Source organism: Streptomyces sp. NPDC015130 (assembly GCF_043080005.1).
GTDB lineage: Bacteria > Actinomycetota > Actinomycetes > Streptomycetales > Streptomycetaceae > Streptomyces.
In genome coordinates, this window is the sequence record NZ_JBIBVC010000007.1 from 288,747 (window position 1) to 306,294 (window position 17,548).

Sequence of the window (17,548 nt, forward strand, 5' to 3'; positions counted from 1 at the left end):
ACTTCCGGGAAAGTATTGGCCTGGACCGCGTCGTGGTCGTCAGTGTGGCCTCCACGGAGCCGGCGTCGGGGGGCGTCGGGCTCCCACCAGGGCGCATCGCCACCATGTGTACGCGATGCGGAACGCATGGTGCACATCATCAGACAATTCGGACTGGATCATGGTGGCGTGGGTGACTCCACCCCGCTGACCAGGAAAACCCTGGTGAAGGGCACCTCAAACCCCTGGTAGAGTTATCTCTGTCGCCGCGGGGGAAACCCCAAAACGACAGACACCTGGTCCGGGTGGCGGAATGGCAGACGCGCTAGCTTGAGGTGCTAGTGCCCTTTATCGGGCGTGGGGGTTCAAGTCCCCCCTCGGACACCGAAGAGAAGTGGCGGGGGCTCTCGCAACGAACCCCCCCTCTCGTTTTTCACACGTGCCGCGGGGGCCCCCCGCGCCGCGGGTGGACTGGGCCCCCGCCCCCCCCCTGGTCGGGGCCCCCCCCCCCCCGGGGGGGGGGCCCCCCCGCCCCCCCCCCCCCCCCCGGGGGGGCCGCCCCCCCCCCCCCCCCCCCCCACTTCTCGTTTTCCACAGGCGAGCGGTCGACCCCCACGGCGGGGCCGTGCCGACACCTATCCTGGGGGAGTGATCGAGAACATTCCCCCCTGTCCTCAGTGCTCCAGCGAGTACACGTACGAGATGAACAACCTCGTGGTCTGCCCGGAATGCGGCCACGAGTGGGTCCCGGCCGCCGAAGGCGCGACGGACGGCGGCGACCCGGCCGCCGCGGGCGAGCGCGTGATCAAGGACGCCGTCGGAAACGTGCTGAACGACGGCGACACGGTCACCGTGGTCAAGGCCCTCAAGGTGAAGGGCAACCCCTCCGGCATCAAGGCGGGCACCAAGGTCCGCAACATCCGGCTCGTCGACGGCGTCGACGGCCACGACATCGACTGCCGGATCGACGGCTTCGGCGCGATGCAGCTCAAGTCCAGCGTGGTCAAGAAGGCCTGACCCGAGGCCTCCGCACGGCACCCCGGCCCAACACGTCCTAGGGCGTGTTGCGAAAGTCCCGCCTGCCCGACGGCGCCTGGCACGCACGCTCGCCGCGTTGTCGGGATCACCCCGATACATTCAGTATCGGGGCGACCCTCCGCCTTGCGATCGCACGCACCAGACGCCGTCGGGCCCGCCCTTCGGGCCCGCCCTTCGGGCGGCCGGCGCTACTTTCGCAACACGCCCTAGACCTTCCGGGCCACCACCAGGCGGCAGTGGGGGCTGCCGTCGGGGCGGGTGCCCAGGGTCGGGACCGGGGTCAGGGTGACCTCGAAGCCGGCCTCCTCCAGGCGGGTGCGGACGTCCCGGAGGCGGAACGTGCGGTAGTACATGACGAAGCGCGGGTGCCACAGGGCGTTCCGGACGCGCATGGCGGCGTCGAAGCCCCACAGCGCCCAGTAGAGGCGCGAGCCGACCCGGGGCGGGGCCGGGAGGGGGAAGGCGAAGGTGCCGCCGGGGCGGAGCGCGGCGTGGACCTGGGCGAAGAGGGTGCGCTGGGCGTCCGGGACGAAGTGGCCGAAGGCGCCGAAGCTGACCGCCAGGTCGAAGACCGGGGCGAAGGGCAGGGCCAGGGCGTCCGCGCGGACCAGGGTGGCCGTCGGGTGGGCCCGGCGGGCCCGGGCCAGCATGCCCGTACTGAAGTCGACCCCCGTGACGCGGCCCGCGCACACGGAGCGGAGGACGTCGAGTCCGGCGCCGGTGCCACAGCAGACGTCGAGCCCCGAGTCGAAGGGGCCGAGCTCCTCCAGGGTGTCGGCCACCGCGGTCAGGAGCCGGTCGGAGGTGCGGAAAGGGGTCGCGTCGAACTTGTCCGCGAGCAGGTCGTAACCGTGCTCGACCGAGGAGAGGGCCTGGACGGTCAGCTCACGGAGGCTGGGGCCCTGCGGGGTGAACATGGTCCCGAGCCTATGCCGTCACCGGCCCCGGACGTCAGAGCGCACTGCGCACGGGGGGCGCCGGGGGCGTGGACCACGCGGGGGCGATCCCGGTCAGCTGGCAGGTCAGCAGGTAGAGGGGGATCGGCGGCGTGTAGGGGGAGGTGCCGTCGGGGTGGTGGACGAGACGGGGGCCGCGGTCGGGGACCTCGGCGCCGCGCGCGTAACAGGCGGGCAGCGGCCAGGTGAGGTCCAGGTCGGAGCCGGCCGGGACGAGCCACCACCACCAGTCGGTGTCGGCGTACACGCAGCCCTTGGCGGGGAGGCGCGAGAGGATCTTGAAGCCGAAGCGGGCGGGGACCCCGACGGCGTCGCAACCGAGGCCCGTGCGCAGGCCGACGGGAACGGTCAGGCGCGTCGCGCCGAGTTCTGCGGAGTCGAGGGTCCCGGAGCCCGGCGAGGCCGTGCCCAGGGTCCTGGCCTGCGGTCCCTTGGGGTCCGAGGCGCCGCGCTGGCGCGGGACGGTGGTGTGGTCCGAGGGTTTGCGGGCCGAGCGGGGGATCAGCAGGGTGGCCATCGACCTCAGCACGGTTCCCCCATGCCGTGGGCCAGTTCCGCCCAGACGATCTGCGCCGTGCCGTGCCCGGTGCGCTCGGCGCCCCAGGCGGTGCACAGCGCGTCGACGATGAGGAGGCCGCGGCCGCGCTCCTCCTCGCCGCAGTCGCGCATCCGCGGGTCGGCCGGTCCGCCCTCGTCCCGCACGGCTATGCGAAGGGTGTCCTCGCCCTCGCGTATCTCGCAGATCACCCGGCCGCTCGCGGTGTGGACGACGGCGTTGGTGACGAGCTCGGAGACGACCAGCGCGACCGTGTCGCGAATGCCGGGGTCGCACCCCCAGAGGATGAGCCGCTCCTCCGACAGCAGGCGGGCGCGGGCCACCGACGAGGTCAGGGCCGGGAGCTCGAAGGCGAAGCGGCGCACGGAGTCGGCGCGGGTACCGGTCGTCCGGGTATCGGTCCGGGGTTCTGGGCGCTGAGCCATGACTCGGGGGCTCATGAGACCTGAAGGCTGCGCGTTACCAGAAGCCACGACCGGTTCCTCACAACAGTGGGCAGGACTGCCGTACGGCGCTGCCCCCATGGCGCGGTGGCGCGCGGCGGCAGCGTGTACTGGTTCACCGGAACACTGTCCTCCTGACTCGGACACTTGGCAAGTGGCACTCTGAAAATTGCAGAGTGCCGTGTTCTCTCTGGCTCGGCTTCGTGGCACACTCGTCGAAACAGTGCGTCGGGGAGGTCTGAGAGTGAGCGAGCCGCGGTCCGCCCCCACGGTGGGACAGGTCGTTCTCGGCAGGCGCCTGCAGGATCTGCGCGAGCGGGCCGGCCTGAAGAGGGAAGAGGCCGCCAAGATCCTCCGAGTGGCCCCGGCCACCGTCCGGCGCATGGAGACGGCCGAGGTCGCGCTGAAGATCCCGTACGTACAACTCCTGCTGAAGGAGTACGGGATCACGGACTCCGAGGCGGAGGCCTTCGTCGCCCTCACCGAGGAGGCCAACCTCCCGGGCTGGTGGCAGCGCTTCCACGACGTGCTGCCCGGCTGGTTCTCCATGTACGTGAGCCTGGAGGGGGCGGCCAGCCTGATCCGGGCCTACGAACCCCAGTTCATCCCCGGTCTCCTGCAGACCGAGGCCTACGCCCGAGCCATTCTGCGCAGCGGGGCGGTCGGCGGCAGCGACGCGGGGCGCCCCCAGGGTGCCGCCGCCGCGGAGCGCGCCGAGGAGACCGAGCGGCATGTAGCCCTACGGATGGAGCGGCAGTCCCTGCTCACGCGGGAGGACGCCCCGAAGTTCTGGGTGATCATGGACGAGACGGTGTTCCGCCGACCGGTCGGTGACGGGCCCGAAGTGATGCGCGACCAGCTCGACCGGCTGCTCGAAGCGTCCGAGTTGCCGAACGTCACCCTGCAGATCGCGGAGTTCGCGTCCGGCCACCACCCCGGCACCTACGGACCGTTCGTCCTCTTCCGCTTCGCCATGCCCGAACTCCCGGACATGGTCTACAGCGAGTACCTGACCGGCGCCGTCTACCTCGACGCGCGCCCCGAGGTGGCATCCCACCTGGAGGTCATGGACCGCATGGCGGCGCAGGCCGCGACTGCACAACGCACGAAGGAGATCCTCCGGGATCTCCGCAAGGAGCTGTGAATGGATCGCATATACAACGGCATGCCCGCCGCTGAGCTCGGTGCCGATGGCTGGCACAAGCCCTGGAGCGGCGGGAACGGGGGCAACTGCGTGGAGGCCATGAAGCTGGCCGACGGCAGAGTCGCCGTGCGACAGTCCGCAGACCCTGAAGGACCCGCGCTCATCTACACCCACGGGGAGATCGCCGCTTTCATCCAGGGGGCCAAATCCGGTCAGGCTGACTTTCTGCTCACCTGACCCTTCCGCCCCACCCGCTCCGTCGCGTAACTCTTGCTGAAATGCCACCCGTTCGTCCCGACCAGGAGAGCCGATGACCCAGGACCCCGCATCCGTGAGGATCGACACCAGCACGCCGCATCCCGCGCGCATGTACGACTGGTTCCTGGGCGGCAAGGACAACTACCCGGTCGACGAGGCCATGGCGAAGCAGCTGCTCACCGTCGACGCCCGGGGCCGTGACATGGCCCGCGTCAACCGGGCCTTCATGCACCGCGCCATCCGCTGGCTCAGCGCCAACGGCGTCCGCCAGTACCTGGACGTCGGCACCGGCATCCCGACCGAGCCCAACCTGCACCAGATCGCGCAGGACGCCGCGCCGGAGTCCCGGATCGTCTACTGCGACAACGACCCGATCGTGCTCGCGCACGCGGCCGCCCTGCTGCGCTCGACCCCGGAAGGGGCCACCGAGTACATCCAGGCGGACGCCCGCGACCCCGAGATCATCCTCGAAAGGGCCGGAAAGGTCCTTGACTTCGACCAGCCCATCGCGCTGTCGATGCTCGCCCTGCTGCACTTCGTCGGTGACGAGGACGGCGCCTACGAGCTGGTCGCCAAGCTCGTCGACAAGCTGGCCCCGGGCAGCTACGTCGTCCTCTCCCACGTCACCGGCGACTTCGACCCGGAGGGCGCGGCGAAGGCGAGCGCGATGTACAAGGCGCGCGGGCTGACCCTGCGGCCCCGCTCGCGTGACGAGCTGGCCGCGTTCTTCGAGGGCCTGGAGTTCGTCGAGCCGGGCGTCTCGCTCACCGCCGAGTGGCACCCGGAGCTGGGCGAGCCCGTCCCGGTCCAGGGCGACGACCCGATCCCGGGGTGGGCCGCCGTGGCCCGCAAGCCCTGACGGGACCTTTGAACAGCGCGACGCGAAGGCCCGCGGACCGTCAGGACGGTCCGCGGGCCTTCGTCTACGCGGGGCGCGACGGTCGGGTGAGCCCGCCGGTCACCGGGGACCGGCCGGTTCGAGCAGTGTCACGCGGAAGCTCCGGGCCGGGCTCACGTTGCCGGCCGCGTCAATCGTGCGGTGCTCGACCGTGTGCGTGCCGTAGTCCGGGGTGGCGTCGTCCCACGGCACCGCCCGGCTCCGGCCCAGTTTTCCGTACACGAGGCCGTCGATGACCGTGCCGCCCGGTGAGAAACGGAAGGGCGCGTCGGCGTCGGTCGGCCAGCCGTAGTACGTGTACCAGCCGTCGCCGTCGACACGGAACTGGCTCACCACGGCGCCCGCCCGGTCGTCGCGCGCGGTCAGCCGCATCGTGAACGGCCCGTCGTAGACGTACTCGACGGGGAGTCCGGGCCGGCGGACCGTGCGCAGCGGGGTGGACAGCTCGTACGAGGACGTCGCCGACCGGGCGTCCACCGTCCAGCTCAACTCCTCGGCCGTGCCCGGGATACGGGCCGTCAGCGTGTGCGTACCGGGTGAGAGGTCCAGCGAACCCAGGTCCAGGTCACGGTCGTTGCGGCCGGCCGGGTGGACAGGGCGGCCGTCCAGCCGCCAGTGCACGGCCAGGGTGCGGTCCGTCGGGTGCGTGGTGTCCGCGTGGACGACGGAACGGGCGCCGACCGGGTCGCCGGTGGGGGTGTGTCCGGTGAACGCGGCCTCCACCGGCGCCTTCCGGGTGGTGAGCGCGGTGTCCACGGTCCACTCGACCGTGCGGGTGAGCGCCGCCGAGGCGCGGACCGCCGGGTCGCGGACGAAGGGCGTCGGGTCGGTGACCGTCGCCGTGAGCGTGTGCCTGCCGGGGGAGAGGGTCTGCTTCCGCAGGTCGACCGTGCGGGCGCCGCGGGTCGCGAGGGCGCGGCCGTCCAGCCGCCAGGTCACGGCGAGCGCGCCGCCGACCGGGTGCAGGGTGTCCACCCACACGGTCCGGTCCGCGCCGATCGGCGCGGTGTCGGGCGTGTGGTCCTGGACCAGGCCGACCTTCGCGGAGATCGCCCGCACCATCACCTCGCGCTCCACCTGGTCGAAGGCGTAGCCGAGGGTCTTCATCAGGGAGTGCCGGCTGGGGCGCCAGACACCCTTCGTGCTGTACAGACCGCCCTCGTGGCGGCCGATGGTGCCGCCCGACTCGCTCTCCTCGCCGAGCCAGCGCCACCACTTGGCCCGCTGCTCCCGCATCCGGTCCTCCGTCAGGAGGGTGTGGTGGGCGGAGCCGGGTTCCGGTCCCGAGTAGGTCTCGCCCGGCACGCCGCGCGCGTAGTAGTCGTACTCGTCCTGGAGGCCGCCGAGCGAGTGCCCTATCTCGTGCGGGGTGATGAGGGAGGACAGGGCGTTGCCGCCGGACGCCGTGGCGTAACTCCCGCCCGCCCCGCCGTAGGTGGAGCTGTGGGCGAGGGCCACGATCTGCCGGTTGGCGCGGCTCGTGCCCGGGACGAGGTCGGCGAGCGCGCCGGCCTTCGCGCTGTCGACGGTGAGCAGCCGCTGCACGCTGCCGGGGTTGCACCCGCCCCAGAAGCCCATGTCGAGCGCGGTGTCGCGGGTGGGGGACCCCAGGCCGGGGTCGCAGTCGACGCCGGAGTCGGCCGAAGGGACCTCCACCGCCCACACGTTGACGTACGAGCGGTACGAGGCGAAGGGCTCGATGCTCCACAGCGTGTTCAGATGGCGTTCAAGGTCGGCCCGGAAGGCGGGCATCTCCGCGGCCGTGTAGCCGTCCCCCATGAACACCAGGTTGAACCGCCGGTCCGCCGGGCCGGTCGTCTGTACGGGGACGACGACCGGACCGTCGGCCGTCGTCGGGGTCTCGGCGGCCGCCGGTCCCGTTCCCACGAGTCCGGCGGCCAGCAGACAGACCGCGACGAGGCGGGCCAGGCCTCTCCGTGCTCCCTTGCGACGCTGTGAGGTCATGGGGCGCGAGCCTAGGCCGCGCCCCTGATCCCGTAAAGATGTTCGTCGGTCGTACGGCGGTCGTACACCGTGGTGTCAGCTCCGCAGGTAGGCCAGGCCCGGGTGCTCCGCCGTGTAGTTCTCCACGAGCCGCCGGGCCACCGACACCGAGTCGACCAGCGGATGCAGCGCGAACGCCTTGACCGCCGTCGCCCGCGAACCGCTCTCCACCGCCGAGAGGACCTCCCGTTCCACCGCCTTCACGGCGGTCACGAGACCGACGGCGTGGTACGGCAGCGGGGACACCGACACCGGATGGGCGCCGTTCGCGTCCACGAGGCACGGGACCTCGATCACGGCGTCCGCGTCGAGCGCGGCCAGCGTGGAGCCGTTGCGCACGTTCAGGATCAGCGTGGTCCGCTCGTCGCGCGCGATCGCCCGCATGAGGGCGAGCGCCACCTTCTCGTAGCCGCCCGACTCCAGGTCCTCCTCGTCGCGCTCACCGAGGCCGGCGGCCTCACGGTTGGCCGCCATGTACGTGGCCTCGCGGTCGGCGAGCGTCCGGTGCCAGGTGGCGAGGGCGGGCGTGTCCGGCTTGCCCATCTCCTCGTAGAAGCCGCCCTGTTGGTCGCGCAGATACGCGCCACGGGTGCGCTCGGCGGTCCGGTAGGCGTGCACCGCCTCCCGGTTGAAGTAGTAGTAGTGCAGATACTCGTTGGGGACGGCACCGAGCGTACGGAGCCACTCCGGGCCGAACAGCCTGCCCTCCTCGAAGGAGCCGAGCGCCTGCTCGTCGGCGAGGAGCCGGGGGAGTTCGTCGCGTCCGCCGATCCGCAGACCGCGCAGCCAGCCCAGGTGGTTGAGGCCCACGTAGTCGATCCACGCCTCGTCCGGGTCCGCGCCGAGGACACGGGCGACGCGGCGGCCGAGGCCCACGGGTGAGTCGCAGATCCCGACGACCCGGTCGCCGAGGATCCGTGACATGGCCTCCGTGACGAGCCCGGCGGGGTTGGTGAAGTTGATGACCCAGGCGTCGGGGGCGAGTTCGGCGACCCTGCGGGCGATGTGCTCCGCGACCGGCACCGTCCGCAGGCCGTAGGCGATGCCGCCCGCCCCCACGGTCTCCTGCCCGAGCACGCCCTCGGCGAGCGCGATCCGCTCGTCCGCGGCCCTGCCCGCCAGGCCGCCGACCCGGATCGCCGAGAAGACGAAGTCGGCCCCGCGCAGCGCCTCGTCGAGATCCGTCGTCGCCACCACCACGGGCGCGTCCGGCACCCCCGCGCCCTGCTCCACCAGCACCCTGGCGATGGCCGAGAGGCGGCCCTCGTCGAGGTCGTACAGGGTGACGTGGGTGACCCGCCCCTCGGCGTGGTCGCCGAGGAGAGCGCCGTACACCAGCGGCACCCGGAATCCGCCGCCTCCGAGAATCGTCAGTTTCATGCCCGTACGCTACTCGGGCGCACCCGCCCGGCAGCGGGACGACGGGCGGGCGTCCACCCCGCCGTCCACATGCCGGGCACGCCGCGGGCCCGATCGGCGGGCCCCGGGCCCGGCCCGGTCGGTGTGCCGGCACCTGAGGGAGAATGACGGCATGTCCCGACGCAAGACCCGCCCGTCCCCGGCCGCCGCCGTTCCGGCCGTCACCGCGGACTCCCCCTGCCCCTGCGGCCTCGACGCCGTGTACGGCGCGTGCTGCGGCCGTTTCCACAGCGGTACGGCGGGCACGGCACCGACGGCCGAGCTGCTGATGCGCTCCCGCTACAGCGCCTTCGTCGTCCGCGACGAGACGTATCTGCTGCGCACCTGGGCGCCGGAGACCCGTCCCGGCGAGGTCGACTTCGACCCGGCGCTGCGCTGGACCGGCCTGGAGATCCAGGCGGCCACCGACGGCACCCCCTTCCACCAGCACGGCACCGTCACCTTCACCGCGTCCTACGTCCACGGGGGCGAGACCGGCGCGATGCGCGAGCGGAGCCGCTTCGCCCGCCACGAGGGCGCCTGGGTGTACGTGGACGGCGACGTCGACGCGTAGGGGCTGTCCTTCGGATCGGGCCGTGGCCGCCGCCGACGTCACCGGAAGCCATGCGTCACGGCGTCGGGGCCGGACGGCCTCCCTGCCGCACCACGTCTCCGCCGTGCCCCGTCACCGCGTCACCGACACGGCCGTGTCCTCCCTCTCCCGCCTCGGAAGGCCGGTCGCCAGGTCCTCGGCCACGACCTTCTTGGCGATCGCGTCCGTCGCCACCCGCAGCTCCGGACCGCTCGGCCGGCCGCGCTCCTGCGCGATCCGGTCGGAGAGCCAGTCGCCCCAGGCCCGGGTGATCACCGTCGCCTCGCGCGCGCCCGCCGGGGTGTGGGAGAGCAGGCTGCCCTCCCGGGTCAGGAAGCCCTCGTCGACCATCCGGTCGAAGACCGGAAGGAGCACCTCGGGCGGCACCCGCCGGCCGGCCGAGATCAGGCCGAGGCTGGCGTGCCCGACCGTCCGGGTGTAGAGCTCGACCTGCATCACCGCCCAGGCGCCCGCCGTGTCGAGCCGGGTGTCGGAGGCGCGGACGATTCCGCGTGCGGTGTCCAGGTCGATGCGGCGCAGGAGCCTGCCGACGGAGAGTTCGAGAAGCTTCGCCGAGTCGCCGGACGAGGTGGGGGAGGCGAAGCCCTCGCCCATGTCCGGTGCGGAGGCACGGGCAGAGTCGCGGAGCGTCACCTGCTTGAGGAAGAGGGCCACGACGAAGCCGACGGCGGCCACCGGCACCGTCCACAGGAAGACGGTGTGGAGGGTGTCCGCGTAGGCCTGCACGATCGGTTCGGCGACCTCGTCGGGCAGTCCGTGCACCCCGGCCGGGCTCTGCGCGGCCTGGGCCAGGCCCGCCGGGTCGATGCCGAGGCCGTCGGCGACCGCCGCCGCCTCACCGACGCCGGTCGCGAGGTTGGGCGTGAGGGAGTTGACGTAGATCGTGCCGAAGACGGCCGTGCCGAAGGAGCTGCCGAGGGTACGGAAGAAGGTGACGCCCGAGGTCGCGGTGCCGAGGTCGGCGTAGTCGACGGTGTTCTGCACGGCGATCGTCAGGACCTGCATGCACAGGCCGATGCCGGTGCCGAGCACGAACATGTACAGCGACGCCAGCCAGGTGCTGGTCTCCGGCCCCATGAGCGAGAGCAGGAAGAGGCCGACGCCCATCACGAAGCAGCCCACGATGGGGAAGATCCGGTACTGGCCCGTCTTGCTGACGACGTTGCCGCTGAAGACCGAGGCGATGAGCAGTCCGACGACCATGGGCAGGGTCCGGATGCCGGAGACGGTCGCCGAGTCCCCGTCGACGTACTGGAGGTAGGTCGGCAGGAAGGTCATCGCGCCGAGCATCGCGAAGCCGACGACGAAGCTCAGCACGGAGCACACGGTGAAGACCGGGTTGGAGAACAGCCGCATGGGCAGCATGGGTTCGGCCGCCCGGGTCTCCACCCAGCAGAACAGGCCCAGTGCGAGGAAGCCGCCGACGAAGAGCCCGATGATGACGCCGGACGTCCACGCGTACTCGTTGCCGCCCCAACTGGTCGCGAGGATCAGGGCACTGGAGCCGACGGCGACGAACGCGATGCCGGCGTAGTCGATGACCGGGCGGCTCGCGGAGCGTACGGAGGGGATCGTGCGGGCGGCGGCGATCACCACGAGGATGGCGATGGGGACGTTGACGTAGAACGCCCAGCGCCAGCTCAGGTGGTCGGTGAACAGACCGCCGAGGAGCGGTCCGATGACGGTGGAGACGCCGAACACGGCGCCGATAGCGCCCTGGTACTTGCCGCGTTCGCGCAGCGGGATCACATCGGCGATGAGGGCCATCGAGGTGACCATGAGGCCGCCGGCGCCGACGCCCTGGAGGCCGCGCCAGACGATCAGCAGCGTCATGTTCGTGGCGAGGCCGCAGAGGAACGAGCCGGTGATGAAGACGACGGCCGAGATCTGGAAGACCACCTTGCGGCCGAAGAGGTCGCCGAACTTGCCGACGAGGACGGTCGCGACCGTCTCGGCCAGCAGATAGGCGGTGACCACCCAGGACATGTGGGCGGCGCCGCCGAGATCCGAGACGATCGTGGGCAGGGCGGTGCCGACGATCGTCTGGTCGAGGGCGGCGAGGAGGACACCCAGCATGATCGTGCCGAACACGATGTTGCGGCGGCGCTTGTCGAGCACGGGTGGCTCGACGGCGGCCGGGGGCGCGGGCACTGCGTCGCTGGTCGTGGTCACCTTCGCAGCGTCACACCGCCACCGGCCGCATGCATGCGGGGGACGGCCGAACAGGTGTACTGGGTCAGGGGGTGACGGTCAGCTGGGGATGGTGCCTGGCGAGGATCTTGTTGGCCCGCGCCAGGGCCGCGAGGGCGTGCTCGCGGTCCGCCCGGTCCTCCGCGCAGAGCGGGCCCCGGAACCGGTACACCTCGCGCGCCGCGCAGTCCGCGTCGACCTCGGCCTGGAGGACGTGCAGCGGGAGACAGGCGCCGATCAGAGCGGCGACGCTGTCGGGGATCGGTACGGGGACGAGGGGCGAGGGCGAGGCGATCACGGGGCAGTCCTTGTCGGTGCGGGGAGGGTGCGGAGTGTCTCCTCCTCCAATACGTACCGGATCGCGGTACGGGTTCCGGCACCGGGCTGCCGCGCCGACATGACGGCGGGACGCCCCGCCGACGGGGAAGCCGGCGGCAGGGGGAGCGGGGGACGCGCCGACGGCGGGTGCCCCGGGAGGCGTTCCCGCAGGTGCGGGGGCGGCCGACGGCTCACGCGCGGAGCGACGGCCCTCGCGCATCGAGAAGACGTTCGATGAACGTCTTCTCGATGGAGGGGTGTTGGGGAGATCATCGGACCGCGGAATGTGAAGCATCTCACTCGTCGCTCCGACGGGTTCCGCTCGCGACCGTTCCGTGGTCCGGGCGTCCGCGCGTCCTAGGGCGTGTTGCGAAAGTCCCGCCTGCCCGACGGCGCCTGGCACGCACGCTCGCCGCGTTGTCGAGATCACCCCGATACATCCAGTATCGGGGCGACCCTCCGCCGTGCGATCGCACGCACCAGACGCCGTCGGGCCCGCCCTTCGGGCGGCCGGCGCTACTTTCGCAACACGCCCTAGGCGAGGACCTCGGCCAGGTCGTACGAGACGGGCTCGTCCAACTGACCGTACCCGCAGGACCCGGGCGTCCGGTCGGGGCGCCAGCGCTTGAACTGGGCCGTGTGCCGGAAGCGGTCGCCCTCCATGTGGTCATACCCGACCTCGCACACCCGCTCCGGCCGCAGCGCCACCCACGACAGGTCCTTCTTGCCCGACCAGCGGCTCGGCGCACCCGGCAGCCGGGCCCCCTCGTGCGCGGACTCCTCCGTCCACGCCGCCCAGGGGTGCCCGTCCGGCGGGTCCATCCGCAGCGGCTCCAGCTCCTCGATCAGCTCGGCGCGCCGGGCGGCGGTGAAGGCCGCGCACACGCCGACGTGCTGGAGGGCGCCCCCGGCGTCGTACAGGCCGAGCAGCAGTGAGCCGACGACCGGGCCGCTCTTGTGGAGGCGGTAGCCGGCCACGACCACATCGGCCGTCCGCTCGTGCTTGATCTTGTACATGAGCCGGGCGTCCGGCCGGTACGGCAGGTCGAGCGGCTTGGCGATCACGCCGTCGAGCCCCGCGCCCTCGTACTGCTCGAACCAGCGGGCGGCGACCTCCGCGTCCCGGGTCGCCGGCGCCAGATGGACCGGCGCGTCGACCCCGTCGAGGACCCGCTCCAGGGCCGCCCGTCGCTCGCTCAGCCCCACCTCCAGCAGGGACTCGTCCCCGAGGGCGAGCAGGTCGAAGGCGACGAACCGCGCCGGAGTGGTCTCCGCGAGCATGCGGACCCGGGATTCGGCCGGATGGATCCGCTCGCTGAGCCGGTCGAAGTCGAGATGCCCGTCGTGCTCGATCACGATCTCGCCGTCGACCACGCAGCGCTCCGGCAGCCGGGCCGCGAGGGCCTCGACCAGCTCGGGGAAGTACCGGGTCAGAGGCTTGCCCGTCCGGCTCCCGATGACGAGCTCCGGCCCGTCGCGGTGGACGATCGCGCGGAACCCGTCCCACTTCGCCTCGTACTGCATCCCGGGCGGGATCTTCTTCACGGCCTTGGCGAGCATCGGCTTCACGGGCGGCATCACCGGCAGATCCATGGGGTCGATTGTCCGGTATGCGGGACTTGTCGGCGAACCCTAGGCTTGCCCGCATGGCAGGCAAGGCGGCAGCGGTGGAACTCGAAGTCGGCGACCGGACCGTGCGCGTGTCCAATCCGGACAAGGTGTACTTCCCCGAACCCGGCTACACGAAGCTCGACATGGTCAGCTACTACCTGGCCGTCGGGGACGGCGTCACCCGCGCCCTGCGCAACCGTCCCACCACCCTGGAGCGCTACCCCGACGGGGTGACCGGCGAGTCCTTCTTCCAGAAGCGCGCCCCCAAGTACCTCCCCGACTGGATCCCGACGGCCCACATCACCTTCCCCAGCGGTCGGTCGGCCGACGAGATGTGCCCCACCGAACCGGCCGCCGTCCTGTGGGCCGCCAACCTCGGCGCCGTCACCTTCCACCCCTGGCCGGTACGCCGGGAGGACACCGACCACCCCGACGAACTCCGCATCGACCTGGACCCGCAGCCCGGCACGGAGTACGCCGACGCCGTTCGCGCCGCCCACGAGCTGCGCTCCGTGCTCGACGAGCACGGGCTCCGCGGCTGGCCGAAGACCTCCGGCGGGCGAGGCCTCCACGTCTTCGTCCCGATCCTGCCGAACTGGACGTTCACGCAGGTCAGGAGGGCGGCCATCGCCTGTGGGCGGGAGCTGGAGCGACGCATGCCGGAGGAGGTCACCATCAAGTGGTGGAAGGAGGAGCGCGGGGAGCGGATCTTCGTCGACTACAACCAGACCGCCCGCGACCGGACCATCGCCTCCGCCTACTCCGTACGCCCGCGCCCGCACGCCCCGGTCTCGGCGCCGCTGCGGTGGGACGAGATCGACGACGCCGTGCCGCGCGACTTCGACATCAGGACGATGACGGCCCGCTACGCCGAACTCGGCGACGTCCACGCCGACATGGACGACGAGCGGTTCAGCCTGGAGTCCCTGCTCGAACTGGCGCGGCGGGACGAGGCGGACCACGGCCTCGGCGACCTGCCGTACCCGCCGGAGTACCCGAAGATGCCGGGTGAGCCGAAGCGGGTCCAGCCGAGCCGCGCGAAGAAGGAGCCGGGGGAGGCCTCCTCCGAGGGGGAGTCGCCCCGGGCGTGACGGGGCGGGCCGACCGTTCCGGGTGGGGTCGGCCCGCCCGCCTCTTCGACCATAAAACAACACGAACGGTCGTGCTAGCATTTTCTCGCATCCAGGCCGACCGAGGAGATCCGGCATGTATCCGATGGCTCCGCTCGTACGCACCGTCCTGAACACCGCCGCCCGCGTCGCCCCCGGGCCCGCCGGACACATGGCCTTCCACCTCTTCGTCCGCCCGCTCGGCCGGGCCCGGCCGCGACAGGAGGAGCAGGCGCTCTTCGCCGCCGCCCGCACCGGACGCCTCCGCGTCCGGGGCAAGGAGGTCGTCACGTACGCGTGGGGCGACGGCCGCCGGCCGGTCCTGCTCGTCCACGGCTGGTCCTCGCGCGCCTCACGGCTCACCGCCTTCGCCGAGGCCCTGCTCGAACGCGGCTACAGCCCGGTCGCCTTCGACGCCCCAGGGCACGGCGAGTCGCCGGGAAGGGCGAGCAACATCGTCGAATACCGGGACATCATCAGGGAGTTGCACGCCGAGCACGGGGACTTCGACGCCGTCGTCGCCCATTCCTTCGGCGTCCTCGCCACCCACCTCGCCCTCCGCGACGGCGTCGGCGAGGGTGAGGGCGCCCGTGCCGGGATCCGGGCCGGTCGCCTCGTGGGCCTCGGCGGGGTCGGCTCCTTCGGCATGCTGCTCGCGGGTTTCCGGGCCGGACTCGGCGTGGACGACCTGGTGGTCCGGCGCATGCGCGCACATGTCGAGCGGAAGGTCGCGCCGGACGAGCCCGGCGTCTGGGACCGGTTCGACGCCGAGGGGGCGGCCGCCGAACTCGGCCTCCCCGTCCTGCTGTTCCACGACGAGGACGACGACATGGTCCCCGTCGTCCAGGGCCGCCGGCTGGCCCGCGCCCACGGCGACCGGGCCCGGCTGGTGGTCACCCGGGGCCTCGGCCACCGCCGCATCCTGACCGACCCGGGGGTGGTGGCCGAGGCCGTGGAGTTCGTGACCGCCGGGCCCGGGCCGGAGCCGGCGGTCACCGTGCCCGCGATCAGGCCTGTTCGCCCTGGTCGGTCAGTGCCGCGCGGCCCCGGTCCGTGGCGGAGGAGCGCAGCCGGGTCGTGACCCCCCGCTCGGCGCGGTCGTACGCGCGGACGTCGCCGAGCAGTACGGACCGGGCGTTGGCCGCCTCCATGAGGGCGATCACCTCGAAGGCCAGCTGCTCCACGTCCAGGTCCTCGGTGAAGTCCCCCACGGCACGGGCCTCCGACAGGGTCCGCTCCATGTACGCGGACCAGTCGAGGCGCGCCCGGGCCACCGCGTCGTGGACCGGACCCGTACGGGCGTCGAACTCGGCCGAGACCGCGTAGAAGAAGCAGCCGCCCGAGAAGACCCGGTCCGAGGAGTACGCGAGCCAGTTCCGGCACAGCGCGCGCACACGCCCCGCTCCCGGGGGCACGTCCTTCAGGGGGGTGACGACCTGCTCCGCGAAGACGGCGACGGCGGCTCTGAGGGTGGCGAGCTGGAGCTCCTCCTTGGAGCCGAAGAGGGCGAAGACGCCGCTCTTGCTGAGCTCCAGCTCGGTCGCGATCCGGCCCAGGGACAGGCCTTCGAGCCCTTCGACGGATGCGATGTCCATGGTCCGGCCGAGCACGAGCCGCCGCGTCTGGTTGCCGCGCTCGACCCGTCCGTCCGGCTTGGTGTCGGTGCCGGCACCCGTGGTGCCGCGTCCGGTGCTGCCGCTCATGCCCTCATCGTACTGAACGCACGACCGTGCGGAAATCTCCGCCGGGCGCGTCCGGAAGCGGGGGCCGCCGTCAGCCCCGCTCCCCGGGGTCGCGCCGTTCCGTCGGGGCGAGCAGGAGGACCTCCAGCGCCCTGGCGCACTCCCGGGCCTGCGCCAGGTACCAGCCGAGCCGCGCGTCGGTGATCGACTCCGGCGCCGCGCGGACAGCGAGCGCGAACCGCGCGTGTCCCGCCCGCTCCAGGACCGGCACGGCCACGGTCCGCACCCCGTGGCCCGACTCGCCGTCGCCGAGGGCGTACCCCGTCTCCCGCACCCGCGCCAACTCCACGGCCAGGGCGGGGGGTTCGACGAAGAACCGGTCGGCGACCGCGGCCGGCGCCGGCAAGGAGGCCGACAGTGCGCGGGGGCCGTCCTCGCCCGAGCGCGGCCAGGCGAGCAGCACCTTCCCCAGCGCCGTGGAGTGCAGCGGCCGCCGCAGGCCGACCTTGGGCGTCACCGGACCGCCCGCCACGATCACCACGTGCGGACCGCTGCGCAGCGCCAGATCGGCGGTCGCGCCCGTGCGTTCGGCGAGATCGGCGAGCTCGGGCGTGGCCAGGTGCAGCCCCCGCTGGTGGTACGCGAGACGGCCGAGCTCGGTCATCGCCGGGCCGAGCCGGTAGCGGGCGGTCCGCGCGTCCTGCTCCAGGAAGCCCGCGCCGAGCAGGGTCCGCGCCAGCCGGTGCGCCGTGGAGGTGGCGAGCCCGAGCCGGCGCGCGAGGTCGGAGGCGCTGAGGTCGGGACCGTTGTCGTGGAAACAGTGCAGCACGTCCAGCGCGCGGCGGACCGCCTGGGCGCCGGCCGGGGGTCGGACGATGCCGGCCTCGGTCGTCATAGGGTTCGCTCCCCGTGGGTGATCGGGCTCCCACGCTGCCACATGACGGGAGCCGAACCGGGTGGCCTACGGGGTCGGAAACACTTTGTTCATCGACGGGCGGCGGTCGGGCGTCTGTCCGGTGCCGCGTATACGCCATTGATCGAACGTTGATGGCCTGTTTACGCCCGGCGGGCAACGTGTCGGTCATGCAGACGGATACCGACGTGCTGACCGCTCCCGACTTCTCCTGGCGTGAGAACGCCCTGTGCGCCCAGGCGGGCCCTGAGTTCTTCTTCCCGGCCCCCGGCTCGTCGACGCGCGAGGCCAAGCAGCTGTGCGGGGCGTGCGAGGGGCGCGTGGCGTGCCTGGAGTACGCGCTGGACCACGACGAACGCTTCGGGGTGTGGGGCGGGCTCTCCGAGAAGGAGCGCGTGCGGCTCAAGCGGCAGCAGGGCCGCCGCTGAGCCGCACGCG

At 72.3% G+C, this 17,548-nt stretch carries 18 protein-coding genes and 1 tRNA gene; 9 read left to right on the forward strand and 10 right to left on the reverse strand.

The window, feature by feature from the left end:
* Positions 1 to 278 precede the first annotated feature (278 nt).
* Both ACF08F_RS17410 and ACF08F_RS17415 read left to right on the forward strand, forming a co-directional pair.
* A tRNA-Leu gene (locus ACF08F_RS17410) sits at positions 279 to 363 on the forward strand.
* A 264-nt stretch (positions 364 to 627) separates the two neighbouring features.
* A complete protein-coding gene (locus ACF08F_RS17415) occupies positions 628 to 996 on the forward strand; it encodes a zinc ribbon domain-containing protein YjdM (protein ID WP_392299352.1) in 369 nt (122 codons plus the stop codon).
* A gap of 227 nt (positions 997 to 1,223) precedes the next feature.
* Here the strand turns inward: ACF08F_RS17415 and ACF08F_RS17420 are convergent, their stop codons facing one another.
* The 3 genes from ACF08F_RS17420 to ACF08F_RS17430 are packed head-to-tail and all read right to left on the reverse strand — an operon-like array spanning position 1,224 to position 2,954.
* Positions 1,224 to 1,934 (reverse strand): class I SAM-dependent methyltransferase, encoded by a 711-nt coding sequence (locus tag ACF08F_RS17420; protein WP_392299353.1) that lies wholly within the window; start codon positions 1,932 to 1,934, stop codon positions 1,224 to 1,226.
* 34 nt (positions 1,935 to 1,968) lie between these two features.
* The gene (locus tag ACF08F_RS17425; protein ID WP_392299354.1) at positions 1,969 to 2,502 is read right to left on the reverse strand and encodes a hypothetical protein; all 534 of its coding nucleotides are present in this window, start codon (positions 2,500 to 2,502) and stop codon (positions 1,969 to 1,971) included.
* Positions 2,496 to 2,954, reverse strand: coding sequence for an ATP-binding protein (locus ACF08F_RS17430; RefSeq protein WP_392299355.1), 459 nt, complete (start codon positions 2,952 to 2,954; stop codon positions 2,496 to 2,498). Before ACF08F_RS17430 ends, ACF08F_RS17425 begins: the two co-directional genes overlap by 7 nt.
* Positions 2,955 to 3,216: 262 nt before the next feature.
* Between ACF08F_RS17430 and ACF08F_RS17435 the strand changes: the two genes are divergently transcribed.
* From ACF08F_RS17435 to ACF08F_RS17445, 3 genes are all read left to right on the forward strand, one after another.
* On the forward strand, positions 3,217 to 4,116 hold the full coding sequence (locus ACF08F_RS17435; protein WP_392299356.1) for a helix-turn-helix domain-containing protein: 900 nt from the start codon (positions 3,217 to 3,219) through the stop codon (positions 4,114 to 4,116).
* A complete protein-coding gene (locus tag ACF08F_RS17440) occupies positions 4,117 to 4,353 on the forward strand; it encodes a DUF397 domain-containing protein (protein ID WP_055640502.1) in 237 nt (78 codons plus the stop codon).
* 73 nt (positions 4,354 to 4,426) lie between these two features.
* Positions 4,427 to 5,233 (forward strand): SAM-dependent methyltransferase, encoded by an 807-nt coding sequence (locus ACF08F_RS17445; RefSeq protein ID WP_392299357.1) that lies wholly within the window; start codon positions 4,427 to 4,429, stop codon positions 5,231 to 5,233.
* 99 nt (positions 5,234 to 5,332) lie between these two features.
* Here ACF08F_RS17445 and ACF08F_RS17450 read toward each other — a convergent pair whose 3' ends face one another.
* Positions 5,333 to 7,237 carry a M64 family metallopeptidase gene (locus ACF08F_RS17450; protein WP_392299358.1) on the reverse strand — a complete coding sequence of 635 codons (1,905 nt, stop codon included), beginning with the start codon at positions 7,235 to 7,237 and terminating at the stop codon, positions 5,333 to 5,335.
* A 75-nt stretch (positions 7,238 to 7,312) separates the two neighbouring features.
* Complete coding sequence (locus ACF08F_RS17455; protein WP_392299359.1) at positions 7,313 to 8,656, reverse strand: 6-phospho-beta-glucosidase; 1,344 nt, start codon at positions 8,654 to 8,656, stop codon at positions 7,313 to 7,315.
* Positions 8,657 to 8,807: 151 nt separating this feature from the next.
* Between ACF08F_RS17455 and ACF08F_RS17460 the strand changes: the two genes are divergently transcribed.
* Positions 8,808 to 9,248 carry a YchJ family protein gene (locus ACF08F_RS17460; protein ID WP_392299360.1) on the forward strand — a complete coding sequence of 147 codons (441 nt, stop codon included), beginning with the start codon at positions 8,808 to 8,810 and terminating at the stop codon, positions 9,246 to 9,248.
* A 111-nt stretch (positions 9,249 to 9,359) separates the two neighbouring features.
* Here ACF08F_RS17460 and ACF08F_RS17465 read toward each other — a convergent pair whose 3' ends face one another.
* The 3 genes from ACF08F_RS17465 to ACF08F_RS17475 form a co-directional block, all read right to left on the reverse strand.
* Positions 9,360 to 11,459, reverse strand: coding sequence for an MDR family MFS transporter (locus ACF08F_RS17465; RefSeq protein ID WP_392299361.1), 2,100 nt, complete (start codon positions 11,457 to 11,459; stop codon positions 9,360 to 9,362).
* Positions 11,460 to 11,523: 64 nt separating this feature from the next.
* Entirely contained in the window at positions 11,524 to 11,775 is a 252-nt protein-coding gene (locus ACF08F_RS17470) for a hypothetical protein (protein ID WP_392299362.1), read from the reverse strand.
* A 554-nt stretch (positions 11,776 to 12,329) separates the two neighbouring features.
* The gene (locus ACF08F_RS17475; RefSeq protein WP_392299363.1) at positions 12,330 to 13,388 is read right to left on the reverse strand and encodes an ATP-dependent DNA ligase; all 1,059 of its coding nucleotides are present in this window, start codon (positions 13,386 to 13,388) and stop codon (positions 12,330 to 12,332) included.
* A gap of 53 nt (positions 13,389 to 13,441) precedes the next feature.
* Between ACF08F_RS17475 and ligD the strand changes: the two genes are divergently transcribed.
* Together ligD and ACF08F_RS17485 are read left to right on the forward strand one after the other, a co-directional pair.
* Positions 13,442 to 14,497 (forward strand): non-homologous end-joining DNA ligase, encoded by a 1,056-nt coding sequence (ligD, locus tag ACF08F_RS17480; RefSeq protein WP_392299364.1) that lies wholly within the window; start codon positions 13,442 to 13,444, stop codon positions 14,495 to 14,497.
* Positions 14,498 to 14,612: 115 nt separating this feature from the next.
* Entirely contained in the window at positions 14,613 to 15,596 is a 984-nt protein-coding gene (locus ACF08F_RS17485; RefSeq protein ID WP_392299365.1) for an alpha/beta hydrolase, read from the forward strand.
* On the opposite strand, the gene ACF08F_RS17490 is transcribed toward ACF08F_RS17485, so the two are convergent.
* Together ACF08F_RS17490 and ACF08F_RS17495 are read right to left on the reverse strand one after the other, a co-directional pair.
* Complete coding sequence (locus tag ACF08F_RS17490; protein ID WP_392299366.1) at positions 15,523 to 16,218, reverse strand: TetR/AcrR family transcriptional regulator; 696 nt, start codon at positions 16,216 to 16,218, stop codon at positions 15,523 to 15,525. The two genes, ACF08F_RS17485 and ACF08F_RS17490, sit on opposite strands and share 74 nt — an antisense overlap.
* Before the next feature lie 70 nt (positions 16,219 to 16,288).
* Positions 16,289 to 17,092 carry an IclR family transcriptional regulator gene (locus ACF08F_RS17495; RefSeq protein ID WP_392299367.1) on the reverse strand — a complete coding sequence of 268 codons (804 nt, stop codon included), beginning with the start codon at positions 17,090 to 17,092 and terminating at the stop codon, positions 16,289 to 16,291.
* A 188-nt stretch (positions 17,093 to 17,280) separates the two neighbouring features.
* On the opposite strand from ACF08F_RS17495, the gene ACF08F_RS17500 reads away from it, so the two are divergent.
* Entirely contained in the window at positions 17,281 to 17,538 is a 258-nt protein-coding gene (locus ACF08F_RS17500) for a WhiB family transcriptional regulator (protein ID WP_392299368.1), read from the forward strand.
* Positions 17,539 to 17,548 lie beyond the last annotated feature (10 nt).